Annotated in this window: 10 protein-coding genes; 6 read left to right on the top strand and 4 right to left on the bottom strand. The window is 62.5% G+C overall.

Annotation, left to right across the window (positions count from 1 at the left end):
- Positions 1-50 precede the first annotated feature (50 nt).
- A complete protein-coding gene (locus LAC81_RS19140; RefSeq protein WP_113539935.1) occupies positions 51-695 on the top strand; it encodes a TetR family transcriptional regulator in 645 nt (214 codons plus the stop codon).
- Between the two features lie 66 nt (positions 696-761).
- Here the strand turns inward: LAC81_RS19140 and purU are convergent, their stop codons facing one another.
- Entirely contained in the window at positions 762-1,616 is an 855-nt protein-coding gene (gene purU / locus LAC81_RS19135; protein WP_223726047.1) for a formyltetrahydrofolate deformylase, read from the bottom strand.
- Between the two features lie 237 nt (positions 1,617-1,853).
- Positions 1,854-4,862, bottom strand: coding sequence for a DNA polymerase I (gene polA / locus LAC81_RS19130; protein WP_223726046.1), 3,009 nt, complete (start codon positions 4,860-4,862; stop codon positions 1,854-1,856).
- A 504-nt stretch (positions 4,863-5,366) separates the two neighbouring features.
- On the opposite strand from polA, the gene LAC81_RS19125 reads away from it, so the two are divergent.
- The 3 genes from LAC81_RS19125 to LAC81_RS19115 all read left to right on the top strand — a co-directional run bounded on the left by LAC81_RS19125 (position 5,367) and on the right by LAC81_RS19115 (position 8,854).
- Entirely contained in the window at positions 5,367-5,810 is a 444-nt protein-coding gene (locus LAC81_RS19125) for a MarR family winged helix-turn-helix transcriptional regulator (protein WP_057247769.1), read from the top strand.
- Positions 5,811-6,033: 223 nt separating this feature from the next.
- Positions 6,034-7,425 carry a M20/M25/M40 family metallo-hydrolase gene (locus LAC81_RS19120; RefSeq protein ID WP_223726045.1) on the top strand — a complete coding sequence of 464 codons (1,392 nt, stop codon included), beginning with the start codon at positions 6,034-6,036 and terminating at the stop codon, positions 7,423-7,425.
- Between the two features lie 469 nt (positions 7,426-7,894).
- Complete coding sequence (locus LAC81_RS19115; protein WP_223726044.1) at positions 7,895-8,854, top strand: lysylphosphatidylglycerol synthase transmembrane domain-containing protein; 960 nt, start codon at positions 7,895-7,897, stop codon at positions 8,852-8,854.
- Between the two features lie 69 nt (positions 8,855-8,923).
- Here LAC81_RS19115 and LAC81_RS19110 read toward each other — a convergent pair whose 3' ends face one another.
- A complete protein-coding gene (locus LAC81_RS19110; RefSeq protein ID WP_113539930.1) occupies positions 8,924-9,412 on the bottom strand; it encodes a hypothetical protein in 489 nt (162 codons plus the stop codon).
- Between the two features lie 184 nt (positions 9,413-9,596).
- Positions 9,597-10,502, bottom strand: a complete 906-nt coding sequence (locus LAC81_RS19105; protein WP_223726043.1) for a DMT family transporter — start codon at positions 10,500-10,502, stop codon at positions 9,597-9,599.
- A gap of 584 nt (positions 10,503-11,086) precedes the next feature.
- Between LAC81_RS19105 and LAC81_RS19100 the strand changes: the two genes are divergently transcribed.
- On the top strand, positions 11,087-13,351 hold the full coding sequence (locus LAC81_RS19100; RefSeq protein ID WP_223726042.1) for a transglycosylase domain-containing protein: 2,265 nt from the start codon (positions 11,087-11,089) through the stop codon (positions 13,349-13,351).
- A 259-nt stretch (positions 13,352-13,610) separates the two neighbouring features.
- On the top strand, positions 13,611-15,533 hold the full coding sequence (dnaK, locus tag LAC81_RS19095; protein ID WP_113539927.1) for a molecular chaperone DnaK: 1,923 nt from the start codon (positions 13,611-13,613) through the stop codon (positions 15,531-15,533).
- The last annotated feature ends 74 nt before the right edge of the window (positions 15,534-15,607 follow it).

Here is a 15,607-nt window from a genome sequence, read left to right as displayed (position 1 = left end):
ACGATACTGGACGGCCCGCCTCTGGCGGGCCGTCGCATGAGGAGGAATGAATGCGCCGAACAAAAGCCGACGCGGAAGCAACCCGGCAGAAGATCCTATGCGCCGCCGAGCGCGTCTTCTACGAAAAGGGCGTCTCGAACACGACGCTGGAAGAAATCGCCAAGGCCGCCGGTGTGACCCGCGGCGCCATCTACTGGCACTTTGCCAACAAGACCGACCTGTTCCTCGCGCTGCACGATGCCGTGCCCCTGCCGCAGGAAGACATGGTGGCCCGCGAGATCGAAGCGGAAGCCGCCGATACACTCTCCATCCTCGAAGGCGCCATGGGCGACTGGCTGGATGTTCTCGCCGCCGACGAGCAGCGCCAGCGCATCCTCACGATCATGCTACGCACCAACTACGACGGCGATCTGGGCGAGGTGCTCGCCCGGCAGAAGGAGCTCGACGAACACCATAACGTCGTGCTCGAGCTCGCCTTTTCCCGCGCGCTTGCCAAGGGGCAGATGCACGAGACCTGGACCCCGGCCTCGGCGACCAGAACGCTGCACTGGATGATGCTGGGGCTCTGTACCGAGTGGCTGCTCTTCGGCCGCCGTTTCGATCTGAAGGCCGATGGGCGCGAAGGCTTGAGCCGGCTTTTTGCCACCTTCCGCGCGCCGGCCGTCACCGCGACCCCGGTTGCCGCACGCCTCTAGCAGCCTCAGCCGGCCCCCGTGTCGGGCACCGGCTATTTCGCGTACCTTCCGGTAGCTCTTGGCCGATCATCTAAACACGACCGTCCTGTGACCGTTGAGCATGACGCGTCGCTCCAGGTGCAGCTTGACGGCACGGGCCAGAACGCGGCTTTCGATATCGCGGCCGGTGGCGACAAAATCCTCCGCCGTCAGCGCATGACTGACTCGTTCGGTTTCCTGCTCGATGATCGGGCCCTCGTCGAGATCGGGCGTGACGTAATGCGCTGTCGCGCCGATCAGCTTCACCCCGCGCTCATGCGCCTGATGATAGGGCTTGGCGCCCTTGAAGCTCGGCAGGAAGGAGTGGTGGATGTTGATCGCCTTGCCGTAGAGGCGCTTCGACAGATTGTCCGAAAAGACCTGCATGTAGCGGGCGAGGATCACGAGATCGGCGCCGGTCTCCTGAACCAGGCGCAAGAGCCTTTCCTCCTGTTCGGCCTTGTTCTCCTTCGATACCGGCCAACAGTGATAGGCGAGCCCTTCGGCCTCGGCGGTGCTATGGCTGTCTTCGTGGTTGGAAACGATGGCTACCACCTCCGCGTTCAGCCAGCCGACGCGGATCTGGTAGAGAAGGTGCAGCAGCGCATGGTCGAACCTGGAGACGAGAACGAGGATCTTCGGTTTCACCGCGGCGTCCGCGAGCGTGGTCCGCATCTGGAAACGCTCGACGGCAGGCCGCAAGGCGCGCTCGACGTCGCTTGCCTGAACGCTCGCCGCAACCTGAAAAGCGATGCGCATGAAAAAGCTGTTGGTCTTGGTATCCCAGAACTGATTGCTCTCGGCGATGTTCGCACCGAGCGCGGCAAGCTCGGTGGTGACAGAGGCGACAATGCCGGGTTTGTCGTCGCAGGACAGGACAAGAATGAAGGTCTTCGGCGCCATGATCTCCTCCGATTGCAGCCGTTTCGGATGAGGCCCTAGCCCCTTCCCAAGCGCTGCCTATGAGGAGTTGAACGCGCCGGCAATCGTTCCGGCTGCGGCGGCTGACGCTTTCTATCATCCTGATGGAAAGGCGCCCGGAGACATAAGATGCCTTCGGACGCTGCAAGATTCATCGCATGTGGCTCTTGAGGTTTTCTGAGAGGATTTCATCAGAAAACTGGAGAGAGTGCCGCCGGGTTAGTGCGCCTCGTCCCAGTTGGTTGCGGCGCGCGCATCAACCTTGAGCGGCACCTTCATGTCGAGCGCCGGCATCGCCGCGTTCTCCATCACCGAGACGACGATCGGGATGGTCTTTTCGACTTCGGCGTCCTCGACTTCGAAGATCAGTTCGTCATGCACCTGCAGCAGCATGCGGGCCGAGAGCTTCGCCCCCGCCAGCGCCGGCTCCATCTTCGCCATGGCGCGGCGGATGATATCGGCGGCCGAGCCCTGGATCGGAGCGTTGATCGCAGCACGCTCGTTGAAGGCGCGGTGCGACGGGATTGACGAGCGGATGTCCGGATAATGCGCCCGTCGGCCGAAGATGGTCTCGACGTAGCCGTGTTCGCGGGCGTAGACCTTGGTCCCTTCCATATAGTCGCGAATGCCGGGGAAACGCTCGAAGTAGCGCTTGATGTAATCGCTCGCCTCGGAACGTTCGATCGACAGCTGATTGGCGAGACCGAAGGCCGAAATGCCGTAGATGATGCCGAAGTTGATCGCCTTGGCGCGACGGCGGATTTCGCCGGGCATGCCCTCGACCGGAACACCGAACATTTCCGACGCCGTCATCGCATGGATGTCGACGCCGTCGGCAAAGGCCTGGCGAAGCTGCGGAATATCGGCGACATGCGCAAGCACGCGCAGTTCGATCTGGCTGTAGTCGGCCGACACCAGCTTGTGGCCGGGCGTTGCGATGAAGGCGGTGCGGATCTTGCGGCCTTCGGCGGTGCGCACCGGAATGTTCTGCAGGTTCGGATCCGAAGACGAGAGCCGCCCTGTCGTGGTGGCGGCAAGCGCGTAGGACGTATGCACGCGCTTCGTCTCCGGATGGACGAAGCCGGGAAGCGCGTCGGTGTAGGTGGACTTGAGCTTGGTCAGCTGCCGCCAGTCGACGATCTTGCGCGGCAGTTCGTGGCCTTCGGCGGCCAGGTCTTCGAGCACCTGCGCCGAGGTCGACCATTGGCCGGTCTTGGTCTTCGAACCGCCGGCAAAGCCCATCTTGCCGAACAGGATATCGCCGAGCTGCTTCGGCGAGCCGATGGTGAAGTTTTCGCCGGCGAGCTTGTAGATCTCGTCTTCCAGTGCGGCGGCACCTTGCGCGAGTTCACCCGAAAGCCGCGACAGGATTTGGCGATCGATGGTGATGCCGCGATCTTCCATGCGCGCGAGAACGGCAACCAGCGGCCGCTCCAGCCGCTCATAGACGCGCGTCAGCCCCTTGGCGGCAAGCCGCGCCTTCAGGATATGCCAAAGCCTCAGCGTGACGTCCGCATCCTCGGCCGCGTAGGCCGTCGCCCTGTCGATATCGACGAAATCGAAGGTCACCGACGACTTGCCGGTGCCGGTGATGTCCTTGTAGGCGATCGGCTTGTGGTTCAGCCAGCGTTCGGAGAGCGCATCCATACCATGGGTGCCGTTGCCCGCGTCGACCACGTAGGACATCAGCATCGTGTCGTCGAAGCTCTCCACGGTGATGCCGTGCCGCTTCATGACGAGATAATCGTATTTCAGGTTCTGCGCGACCTTGAGGACGGAGGGGTCCTCGAGCAGGCGCTTCAGCCGGCTCAGCGCTTCTGCGACCGGAATCTGGTTTTCGGCAAGCCCTCCGCCCAGGAGATCGCCGACGCCGGTCTTGTGTATCAGCGGAACATAGGCCGCCCGGATGGCGGTGCCCGCCGGGTCTGCCCGATGATCGGCAATCGCCAGCGAAAAGCCGACGAGATCGGCCTGCATGGCATCGAGCGACGTCGTTTCCGTGTCGAATCCGACAACGCCGGCATCGCGCGCGTCAGCGATCCACTGCTCGAGCGTGGCGATGTCGCGGATCGTGACATAGGCGCTGTGATCGAGCGGCGCCTTGGCGAAGATCTCGGCGCGCGCCGCCGCCAGCGCCTGCGGCGTGGCATCTCCCGCGTCCGTTTCGCCGGCACGCGACAGGACGGCGGCCGCCTCTGCCGCCTCCCCACGGGCCGCCGCCTTGGCGGAAGAGCTTTCGCTGACGGCCGTCGCTGCGCCACCCTTGTCGAGATCCGGGCCACGCGCATCCGCGCCCCATTCCACCGGAACATTGGCGGCTTCGACGGCGTCGGCATCGGTGCCGGTCGCAGCAGCAACGCGGCGCGTCAGCGTGGTGAATTCCATCGCCTTCAAGAAGGCGATCAGCTTCGGCCCGTTCTGCGGCTCAAGGCCCAGATCCTCCAGCGGGACATCCAGCGGCGTGTCGGTCTTGAGTTCGACGAGCTGGCGCGACAGGCGTGCGAGATCGGCGTTCGCCATGATGTTCTCGCGGCGCTTGGCCTGCTTGATCTCACCGGCGCGCGCCAGCAGCGTTTCAAGGTCGCCGTATTCTTCCAGCAGCTGCGCCGCCGTCTTCGGGCCGATGCCGGGAATGCCGGGGACGTTGTCGGTGGAGTCACCGGTCATCGCCTGGAGATCGATCATCTTTTCCGGCGGCACGCCCCATTTCTCGATCACTTCCGGGATAGAGATCTGCTTGTCCTTCATGCTGTCGTACATCGACACATTCGGGGTGACGAGCTGCATCAGGTCCTTGTCGGAGGAGACGATGGTGACACCTGCGCCGGCCGCCTCGGCAAGCCTGGCATAGGTGGCGATCAGATCGTCCGCCTCGTAGCCTTCCTTTTCGATGCAGGGCAGATTGAAGGCGCGCGTCGCGTGGCGAATCAGGCCGAACTGCGGGATCAGATCTTCCGGCGGCGCCGTGCGGTTCGCCTTGTACTGATCGTAGAGCGCGTTGCGGAACGTCTTCGACGAATAGTCGAAGATAACCGCGAAATGGGTCGGCGTGACGCCGACCGACGTGTCGCGCGCATCGGTGAGCAGCTTCCATAACATGTTGCAAAAACCCGAGACCGCGTTGACCGGAAGGCCATCGGATTTGCGGTTGAGCGGCGGGATGGCGTGGAACGCCCGGAAAATGAATCCGGAGCCGTCGACGAGGAAGAGATGATCACCGTTTTTCATGGGCAAATGGATAGCGCGGGGTGAAGCAAAGGTCCATTGCGGTTTTCCCGCCGAACACTACATTCTCGCCTCGAAAACGAGGTATCGAGCCGCTACCGACAATTGCAGTGGCGAGGCCGTGTTCGCCTTTCCGAAGGGGTGGCAACAGGGCCTCCAGGTTTCACGCAAACGTTACGTATTTGTAATGTCCGATTCGTACCGCCTATCCTTGAAAAGCCACATTTGACTCCTCAAATCTTACTCAACGGCACCGAGTGATGCCGTCTTCTGGTGATTGGCCTGTCCCCCGCCCGCACCAGATGAGGACAAAGGCCTTATCCCCCTCTCCGGGCCTTTGTCCCGTTTTCAAGAAACCGTCACGGCGCCGCCTCCGCACCGTGACGGTTTTTTGCTTCCAGAGACCTGCGATCAAGTCCGCTCACATCGAGGTGAGTCCGGCGTTTCCCAAGGTTCATCGCCTGCATTGTAACTTGTCTTCATGGCGCTTCGGGCGTACCGATAGCTATGGCCTTCAATCGGATGGAATCTGCAACCTATCTGGCCAGCCTGCTGGCGAAGAGCTTTTCGCGCGCGCTGCACGAGCGTGGCCAGAAGCTTGGTTTCGCACCGGGTCAGTTTCCCATCCTGCTCGAGCTTTGGGCCGAGGAGGGCCTGACGCAGAAGCAGCTGCTCGATCGCCTCGACATCGAGCAGGCGACGATGGCCAACACGCTTTCCCGCATGGAGCGCGACGGACTTATCGTCCGCCGCAAGCACCCTCAGGACAAGCGCTCGCAGCAGATCTTCCTGACCGAACGGGCAAAAGAGATGGAGGCGGCCGCCAAGGAAGCAGCCCTTGCCGCCGACCAGTCGCTGCTTTCCGGTCTCAGGAACTTCGAGCGCGAGCTCATGCTCGAATATATGCGCATGGCGCTTGCCAGCGTGGCACGTGGCGACGGCCGCGCCTGAAGCTTCCTGCCTCCCCTGATCGATCCATCAAAATATTTGGCTTAAAGAGGACGCCCTTAGGCTCTAAACCGGAGCGAGCGCGTCCAGCGACTTTGCGCGTCCAAAGGCGCTGCGTCGAACGTTCGCTCCGCCTGGAACGATCACGCGTGATTTCGTGCTCAAATCGATTTCGATTTGGCGATTGATGCAGTAGGTTCCGGCAAATCTTGAAGCAAGGATATGCATGATGGCAGATATCACCCCCGTTCTCGAACGTGCAGACGCCAACCTGCCGAAGAGCCTCGACCGGCTTTTTGATCTCGTTCGGATCAAGTCGATCTCCACCGACCCGGCCTTCAAGGCGGAATGCCGCAAGGCAGCCGAATGGCTCGTGACCGAACTCGACAGCCTCGGCTTTACCGCTTCGGTGCGCGACACACCCGGCCACCCCATGGTCGTCGCCCATCACGATGGCGCCAAGCCCGATGCGCCGCATGTGCTGTTCTACGGTCACTACGATGTTCAGCCGGTCGATCCGCTCAATCTCTGGGACACGGATCCGTTCGAGCCGGGCCTCAAGGAAATCGAACCCGGCCGCAAGGTGATCACCGGCCGCGGCACGGCTGACGACAAGGGCCAGCTCCTGACCTTCGTCGAAGCGGTGCGCGCCTACAAGGACGTGCATGGCGGCCTGCCCTGCCGCGTCACGATCCTGTTCGAAGGCGAAGAAGAATCCGGTTCGCCGTCGCTGAAGCCCTTCCTCGAAGCCAATGCCGCCGAGCTCAAGGCCGACTACGCGCTGGTCTGCGACACCAGCATGTGGGACCGCGATACGCCGGCCATTTCCGCGGGCCTGCGCGGCCTCGTCGGTGAAGAGGTCATTGTCCGGGCTGCCGACCGCGACCTGCACTCCGGTTATTTCGGTGGCGCTGCCGCCAACCCGATCCGCATCCTCACCACCATCCTCGCAGGCCTTCACGACGAGAACAGCCGCGTAACGCTTCCGGGCTTCTACGAAGGCGTCGAAGAGACGCCCGCCCAGATCAAGGCTGCCTGGGAAACGCTGGGCCAGACCGCGGAGAAGTTCCTCGGCGAAATCGGCCTCTCGATCCCGTCGGGCGAGAAGAACCGCTCGGTGCTGGAACTGACCTGGGCGCGGCCGACCGCGGAAGTCAACGGCATCACCGGCGGCTACACTGGCGAAGGCTTCAAGACGGTGATCGCGGCCGAGGCTTCGGCGAAGGTTTCCTTCCGCCTTGTTGGCAACCAGAACCCGGAAAAGATCCGCGAGGCGTTCCGCGCCTATGTGCGCTCCAAGGTTCCGGCCGACTGCTCGGTCGAGTTCCACGCCCATGGCGGTTCGCCGGCCATCCACCTGCCCTACGAATCTCCGCTGCTCAACACGGCGAAGGTGGCGCTTTCGGATGAATGGCCGAAGCCGGCCGTCATCATCGGCATGGGCGGCTCGATCCCGATCGTCGGCGACTTCCAGAAGATGCTCGGCATGGAATCGCTGCTCGTCGGCTTCGGCCTTTCCGACGACCGGATTCACTCGCCAAACGAGAAGTACGAACTGCAGTCCTACCACAAGGGCATTCGCTCCTGGATCCGCATCCTGGACGCGCTCGCCGCTTAAAGATGTCAGAGCAGATGCGCGCGGTTTTCGCGTCCATCCAGTTCGACTTTGATTCCCGGCCGCGGTGGAGAGCTCCACCGCGGCCGCTCAATTTCAGTTGCGCGCAGCCAAAAAACACAGCCCTCACGCGCAATCTGTCTGCCGGCGCGCACGCGCTGCTGCCCGAGAGATACGATGTCCACGTTTTACCGTTTCCCCTTCACCGTTTCCCGGCGGTTTCTCCGTTTCCGACAGACCGTCAATCCTTGACCTGCGGGGTCTCAGGTGCTTCCTTTTTGTGAAACAAATCACAAAGGGAAATCGGATCGTTGGCAAGGGTAGGGACCGAAGCGACGCGCTGCGGGCGCGGCGTTATGACAAAGCAGCTCATAAAACAGGATGTCTCCGCTTGGAGAACCACTCCGGCAGCTGCAACAGAAGTGTCCTTAGAACGCCTCGCCCATCATCTCGCACCGATCACGGCGCCGGCATGAAGCGGCTGCAGACCTATTTCTGGCCCATCGTCGGGCTTCTTGCGATCCTCTTTTCGGTGAATGCGCTCTATCACGAGCTTCGCGGACTTTCGCTTGACGAATTCCTCGCAAGCTTCAACGCGATTTCGCTGAAGAGCTGGCTGCTGGCGATTGGCTCGACGCTGGTCGCCTATGCGGCGCTGGCGGCCTACGACCGGCTGGCGCTCGACCATCTCGGTCACCGCATCTCGATCTGGTTCATCACGCTCTGCTCGTTCACGACCTATGCGCTGTCGCACAATCTCGGCGCTTCCGTGTTCTCGGGTGCGGTCGTGCGCTACCGGGCCTATCGTTCCAAGGGGCTTTCTCCGGGTGAAGTCGGCGTACTCGTCGCATTCTGCTCCTTCACCTTCACGCTCGGCACGCTGGTGCTTTCAGCCGTCGTCCTTCTGGTGCGGCCCGACATCATCGAACGTTTCGCCGAGTTCCTGCCGGTGGAAATGTCGCTGACCACAGGCGTCCTCATCCTCGTCGTCATCGGGCTCTATGTCATCGGCAGCCTCGTCGGGCTGCCGTCATTCCGCACGCGATGGTTCCAACTGCACTATCCGAAGCCGAGAATCGTCTTCCGGCAACTGGTGATCGCGCCGGTGGAACTGATCGGCGCCGCCGGGATCATCTATTTCGCGCTGCCGGAAGCCGGGAACCCAGGCTACATTGTCATTCTCGGGATCTTTCTTGCCTCATTTTCGGCGGCGCTGCTCTCGCATGCGCCCGGCGGCCTCGGCGTACTCGAGCTGATCTTCATCGCCGCGCTGCCGGAGATGGATCCTGCCGACGTTCTCGCCGCCCTTGCGATCTTCCGTCTGCTCTACCTGGTCATCCCCTTCATCCTGGCGTTGGTGGTGATCCTTGTGTTCGAGCGGGCACGCTTCGTGGCGCAACGCCCGCCGCCGGGAGGCGCCGATCCTTCCTGACGGGATACTTGCTTCAGTAGCCGGCAATTGCAGCGGGATACGGAGACCGCACACCTCCCTCGATGCGCTTCAGGGCGCGTTGCAGACCGTCGGCAGCGCCTGCTCGAGCGGCCCCTTCACCTCACGAAGCCGCGCCGCTTCGATCTGGTAGGGCGTGAAGGGTGGCACCTGCAGCGAAGGGTTGATGATGCGTGTGACGTAGCAGCCGGCGAAGAACCGCACGCGCGCGCGCTTCTCGATGGACTTCACCGCAACCGGTACCGCGGAATAGATACTGCCGGCACCGGCTTCCGTTTTCACCTTGCCGACCTTCACCTCGACCGACACAGTGCGGTCATAGCCGCGGGTGAAGGACTTGAAGCCGCCGACGGGCTTCGATTCGCCGAAGTAACCGTAGGCGCGGGCATATTCCCTGCGGTTGATGGCGTTGTAGAGCGAGCGGACCAGGGCTGCGCCATCGGAGCGGTCGTCGACATAGGCGATGCTTTCCTGTGCCAGGGCCTCGCCATTCAACGCTGCAAATGCGCCGAGGGCGAAGGCGGTGGATCGAAAATTCATGGCAGTCCTCCTTTGTCGCGCGACAACCGAGCACAACAATAAGGCGAAGCCATAGCAGGATTCGCCACCAGCATGTTTCGTTAAATCGTCTCCGGTTCAAGAAAACCTGCAGCCATTCAACGTGTTACAGCGATCTCAGCGCGCCCCAAAGTGACGCGCATCGCTGCGGAATAGCGACGGGTATTCAGGCCGATGGCAAGCCGGCACGGCGACGGGCTACGACGCGTTCGCGCCACACCGTGAATATGCCGGCGGCGACCACCAGCACCGAGCCGCCCATCATGTTGACCGTCAGCGTCTCGTTGAAGAGCGTCACCCCCATGATCGAGGCAAAGACGAGCTGCAGATAGGTGAGCGGCTGAACCGCCACCGCATCGAGCACTTCATAGGCGCGGATGAGGAAGTAGTGGCTGGAGGATCCGGTGATGCAGAGGAGCAGCATCCAGCCCCAGTCAACCGGCGCCAGCGTGACCCAGAAGAAGGGACCGACCATGCTGATCGCGGCAGCGCCGACGACGCCGGTGTAGAAGAAACTGGTCATCGCCGAATCCTGCCGGCTGACGAGCCGCGTGACGATGACATAAAGCGCAAACAGCAGCGCCGCCCCGAGCGGCAAAAGGAAGGTCCGGTCGAACAGGCCGTCCGCGGGCTTCAGAATGAGAAGTACTCCGCCGAGACCGACCGAGATTGCCAGCCAGCGCCGCCAGCCGACACGCTCGCCGAGAAGCGGCATGGATAGCAGGGCAACGAAGAGAGGCGTCGCCGCAAGAATCGCCTGCGAATGGGCAAGCCCGACCCAGGTGAAAGACGTGATGACCATGACGATCTGGGTCGGAAGCAACACGCCGCGCACGAGCTGAAGCCACGGCCTCCTCGTTGTCGCCGTGATCTTCAGGCCCTCCTTGCTGCGTGCCGCCAACGCGATCGCGAAGAGCGCGAAAGCCCAATAGCGGATCATGGCGACGAAGACCGGCGGATAGATCGCACCCAGATGCTTGGAGATGCCGTCCTGGATCGAAAATATGACGATCGCCAGGAGCGTGAAGAGATAGCCGTTTGCCTTGGAAGCCTGGGAGACGGTGGACGTCATGGCGCGCCGATACCTGCGAGAACCCGCCGCACCGCCAAGTGCGCACGACAGGTGCCACATACCGGGAAACACGGGCAGCATTCGAGACATGAAAAGAGCCCCGTGTGGGAGGAGGTACACGGGGCTCTCGAACTTGATCGGTGACTGGGAGGAGGAGTGCCACCGACCCGCATCGGGCGCCGCGGGAGGAGGTGCAGCGCTTCGATAAGTCATATAATAATCGTGCGTCGCAGCAATTTCAAGATAAGATTTTTGCATTGCACAAAATCGTGAAGGCGAGCGTTGTCCTCAACGTCAGATCGCTTGGGTGACTTGAGACCGTTCACCAGGCGAAGACCCCGCGATGCACAAGTCACGAGCCAAGCGGAGCTGCAGCGCCGAAACAGCGCCGTCAAACGCAAGCTGTTGAAGACCATGCGTATTTCACGATCCGCTTCTTAACTCCCCCTTAAATTGCCGTATTTAAAGTTCACCCGGTCGCCGTGGCGGATGGGCGTGGGACGCCGTTACCGCCGTCGAAATCGATTGGCCGCAGCAGTTGCGCCAAGAGCCACCGCAAAGCGGTGAGGGATAGATCAAACGGCATGGCAGCACGCGGCAGGTCAGGAGAGCGGATCGAGCCCTCGTTCGGCGGAGACGAGAACGACGACGACGATTTCCGCGTCGAGGCCAGCGACCGTGTGACCGCCAGCCGCAAGGCACCCCGCGGCAAATCTTCGGGCAGCGGCAAGAAGGGCAACGGCAAGAAGAAGGCAGCCGGCAAGCGCGGCAGCGCGCGTCGCGGCTCAGGCGGTGGCGGTTTCATCGGCCTTGTCCGCACACTCTTCTACTGGTGCATCGTGCTCGGCATCTGGGGCGCCATGGGCGTCGGCGGCCTCGTCCTCTATTACGGCGCGCGCATGCCGAGCGCCGGAAGCTGGTCGATCCCCGAGCGCCCGCCGAACGTCAAGATTCTGGCGGTCAGCGGCGACGTCATCGCCAATCGCGGCACCACCGGCGGCGAGGCATTGTCGCTGGAAAACATGTCGCCCTATATTCCGCAGGCCGTCATCGCCATTGAGGACCGCCGCTTCTACTCGCATTTCGGCATAGATCCGCTGGGGCTTGCCCGCGCCATGGTGACGAACCTCACCACCGGCCGCATGGTGCAGGGTGGCTCGACGTTGACACAGCAGCTTGCCAAGAACCTGTTCCTGTCGCCGGAGCGCACGCTGGAGCGCAAGGTGCAGGAAGTGCTGCTCGCCTTCTGGCTCGAGCAGAAATATTCCAAGGATCAGATCCTGGCGATGTATCTCAACCGGGTGTTCTTCGGCTCCAACGCTTATGGCGTGGAAGCCGCTTCGCGGCGCTACTTCAACAAGTCGGCGCGCGACGTGAACCTCGGCGAGGCGGCATTGCTTGCAGGCCTGCTCAAGGCCCCTTCCCGCCTGTCGCCGGCGCGCGACCCACAGGCGGCGGAAGAACGAGCCCAGGTCGTTCTCGGCGCCATGCGCGACGAAGGCTACGTCACCGACAGCGAAATCAAGACGGCAATGTCGCAGACGCCGACCAAGGCGAAGAGCTACTGGTCCGGCGCCGAGCATTACGTCGCCGACATGGTGATGGACCAGCTTCCCGGCATGATCGGCGAGGTCAAGGAAGACCTGGTCATCGACACGACCATCGACCTCAATCTCGAGAAGAAGGCCGAGGAAGTGATCGCAGCCACGCTCGACACCGACGGCAAGAAGCTCGACGCCTCGCAGGCTGCCCTCGTCTCGATCGACGGCACCGGCGCCATCCGCGCGCTCGTCGGCGGCAAGGACTATGCCGAAAGCCAGTTCGATCGCGCCTCCAAGGCAAAGCGCCAGCCGGGGTCCGCCTTCAAGCCCTTTGTCTATGCCGCGGCCCTCGAGATCGGCCGCACGCCGATGTCGATCCGCAACGACGGACCGGTCCGGATCGGCAACTGGACGCCCGAGAACTACGACCAGAAGTATCGTGGCGAAGTGACGATCGCCGATGCGCTCGCCAATTCGCTGAATACCATCGCCGCGCAGTTGGTGATGGAGGTCGGGCCGCAGAATGTCGTCAAGGTGGCCCATCGCCTCGGCATCGATTCCGAAATGCAGGCCAATGCCTCGATCGCGCTCGGCACATCCGAAGTCAGCCTGGTCGAGCTGACGTCCGCCTATGCCCCGTTCATGAACGGCGGCTTCAAGGCAACGCCGCACGTCATCCGCCGCATCTCCAAGGCCGACGGCACGGTGCTCTACGAGAACACCTACGACAACCCGCCGCGCGTGCTCGATCCGGCGATCGTCAGCGAAATGAACCAGATGATGGTGCGGGTGCTGACCAAGGGCACCGGCAAGAAGGCGCAGCTCAAGGGTTGGGAGGCAGCGGGCAAGACCGGCACGACCCAATCCTTCCGTGATGCGCTGTTCGTCGGCTACACCTCGAACCTGACCACCGGCGTCTGGTTCGGCAACGATGACGGCAAGTCGATGAAGAAGGTCACCGGTGGCGGCCTGCCGGCCAAGGCCTGGCACGATTTCATGATGGCAGCCCATGAGGGACTCTCGCCCTCGCCGCTCTTCGGCACGACGGGCGTGCAGCCGGTCTTCGACGAGGGCGTGAACACGCCGGCCGGCGACTTGCTCTCCGGCGATCCGGAGGCCTTCCCGGAAGCGCCCGTTAGCGCCAATGGCGCGGTCGCCGTCGGACAACGTCCCGTGGACCAGGGCGGCGAATGGGGTGGTCAGAGCGCCGATCAGGGCAATGGCGGCCTGGTGCCACCGGCCGATGTGGGCCAGACGACGGGCGCCACGCGCCGTACGACCCTCTTTGACATTTTGACCGGCGGTTGAGCCGGCGCGACCGTGCCGGAAGCATACAACTGGCGCCTTTCTCACCGGCGGCGGACAGCCCATTTCCGGCTGGGCAAATCGCGGACTTGCATTTGCCCCCAAACGCCCCGCAGAATGCCTTGCAGTCCGAAACGCCGGTCCTTATATACGCCGCATCGGCGCAGTCTCGGCTGCGAAGAAATCCTGAGACCATCCCGTTAGGGGCTGTCTTACGAATGCCTGACCGGGTTCCGACAGTCCGCTGCAAGGAGAGAACGACATGGCTAAAGTTATTGGTATTGACCTGGGAACGACCAACTCCTGCGTCGCCGTCATGGACGGAAAAGACGCGAAGGTGATCGAAAATGCCGAGGGCGCGCGCACGACCCCCTCGATGGTGGCATTCAGCGACGACGGCGAACGTCTCGTTGGCCAGCCGGCCAAGCGCCAGGCGGTCACCAATCCGGAAAACACGCTTTTTGCGATCAAGCGCCTGATCGGCCGGACCTTCCAGGACCCGACCACGCAAAAAGACAAGGACATGGTTCCTTACAAGATCACCAAGGCCGACAATGGCGACGCCTGGGTCGAAGCGCACGGCACGGATTACTCCCCGTCGCAGATCTCCGCCATGATCCTTCAGAAGATGAAGGAAACGGCTGAATCCTACCTCGGTGAAAAGGTCGAGAAGGCCGTCATCACCGTACCGGCCTACTTCAACGACGCTCAGCGCCAGGCAACCAAGGATGCCGGCAAGATCGCCGGCCTCGAAGTGCTGCGCATCATCAACGAGCCGACTGCAGCAGCCCTTGCCTATGGCCTCGACAAGAAGGACGGCAAGACGATCGCCGTTTATGACCTTGGCGGCGGCACCTTCGATATCTCGGTTCTCGAAATCGGCGACGGCGTCTTCGAAGTGAAGTCGACCAACGGCGACACCTTCCTCGGCGGTGAAGACTTCGACATGCGTCTGGTCCAGTACCTCGCCGGCGAATTCAAGAAGGAACAGGGCATCGACCTGAAGAACGACAAGCTCGCTCTTCAGCGCCTGAAGGAAGCTGCCGAAAAGGCCAAGATCGAGCTGTCCTCGTCGCAGCAGACCGAAATCAACCTGCCGTTCATCACGGCTGACGCTTCCGGTCCGAAGCACCTGACGATGAAGCTGACCCGCGCCAAGTTCGAAGCGCTTGTCGACGACCTGATCCAGCGCACCGTTGCGCCGTGCAAGGCCGCCCTCAAGGACGCGGGCGTCTCGGCTGCCGAGATCGACGAAGTCGTTCTCGTCGGCGGCATGAGCCGCATGCCGAAGGTGCAGGAAACCGTCAAGCAGCTGTTCGGCAAGGAGCCGCACAAGGGCGTGAACCCGGATGAAGTGGTGGCCATGGGCGCTGCCATCCAGGCCGGCGTTCTGCAGGGCGACGTCAAGGACGTTCTGCTGCTCGACGTGACCCCGCTGTCGCTCGGCATCGAAACGCTCGGTGGCGTCTTCACCCGCCTGATCGAACGCAACACGACGATCCCGACCAAGAAGTCGCAGACCTTCTCGACCGCCGACGACAACCAGTCGGCCGTGACGATCCGCGTCTCCCAGGGCGAGCGTGAAATGGCGGCCGACAACAAGCTGCTCGGCCAGTTCGACCTCGTCGGCATTCCGCCGGCACCGCGCGGCATGCCGCAGATCGAAGTCACCTTCGACATCGACGCCAACGGCATCGTGCAGGTTTCGGCCAAGGACAAGGGCACCGGCAAGGAGCACCAGATCCGCATCCAGGCATCCGGTGGTCTCTCCGACGCCGACATCGAGAAGATGGTCAAGGACGCCGAAGCCAATGCCGAAGTCGACAAGAAGCGCCGCGAGGGTGTCGAAGCCAAGAACCAGGCCGAAAGCCTGATCCACTCCAGCGAGAAGTCGCTGAAGGATTACGGCGACAAGGTTTCGGAAACCGACCGCAAGGCGATCTCCGACGCGATCGCAGCGCTGAAGACCGCCGTCGAAGCTTCCGAGCCGGACGCCGAGGACATCAAGGCCAAGACCAACACGCTCATGGAAGTTTCCATGAAACTCGGTCAGGCGATCTACGAGGCGCAGCAGACGGAAGCCGCGCATGCGGATGCCGCTGCAGACGCTGCCCGTGACGGCGATGTCGTCGATGCCGACTACGAAGAAGTCAACGACGAGGACGACCGCAAGCGTTCGGCCTAAGTCGCCCTTCGAACAGACGAAAAGCCCGGGTTCGCCCGGGCTTTTTTATGAGCTGAACCGGATGACAGCGCGGG

Source organism: Ensifer adhaerens (assembly GCF_020035535.1).
In the GTDB taxonomy this organism is placed as follows: Bacteria; Pseudomonadota; Alphaproteobacteria; order Rhizobiales; family Rhizobiaceae; genus Ensifer.
Note: the sequence above shows the minus strand (reverse complement) of the source record. Positions and strands in the feature narration are given on the sequence as shown.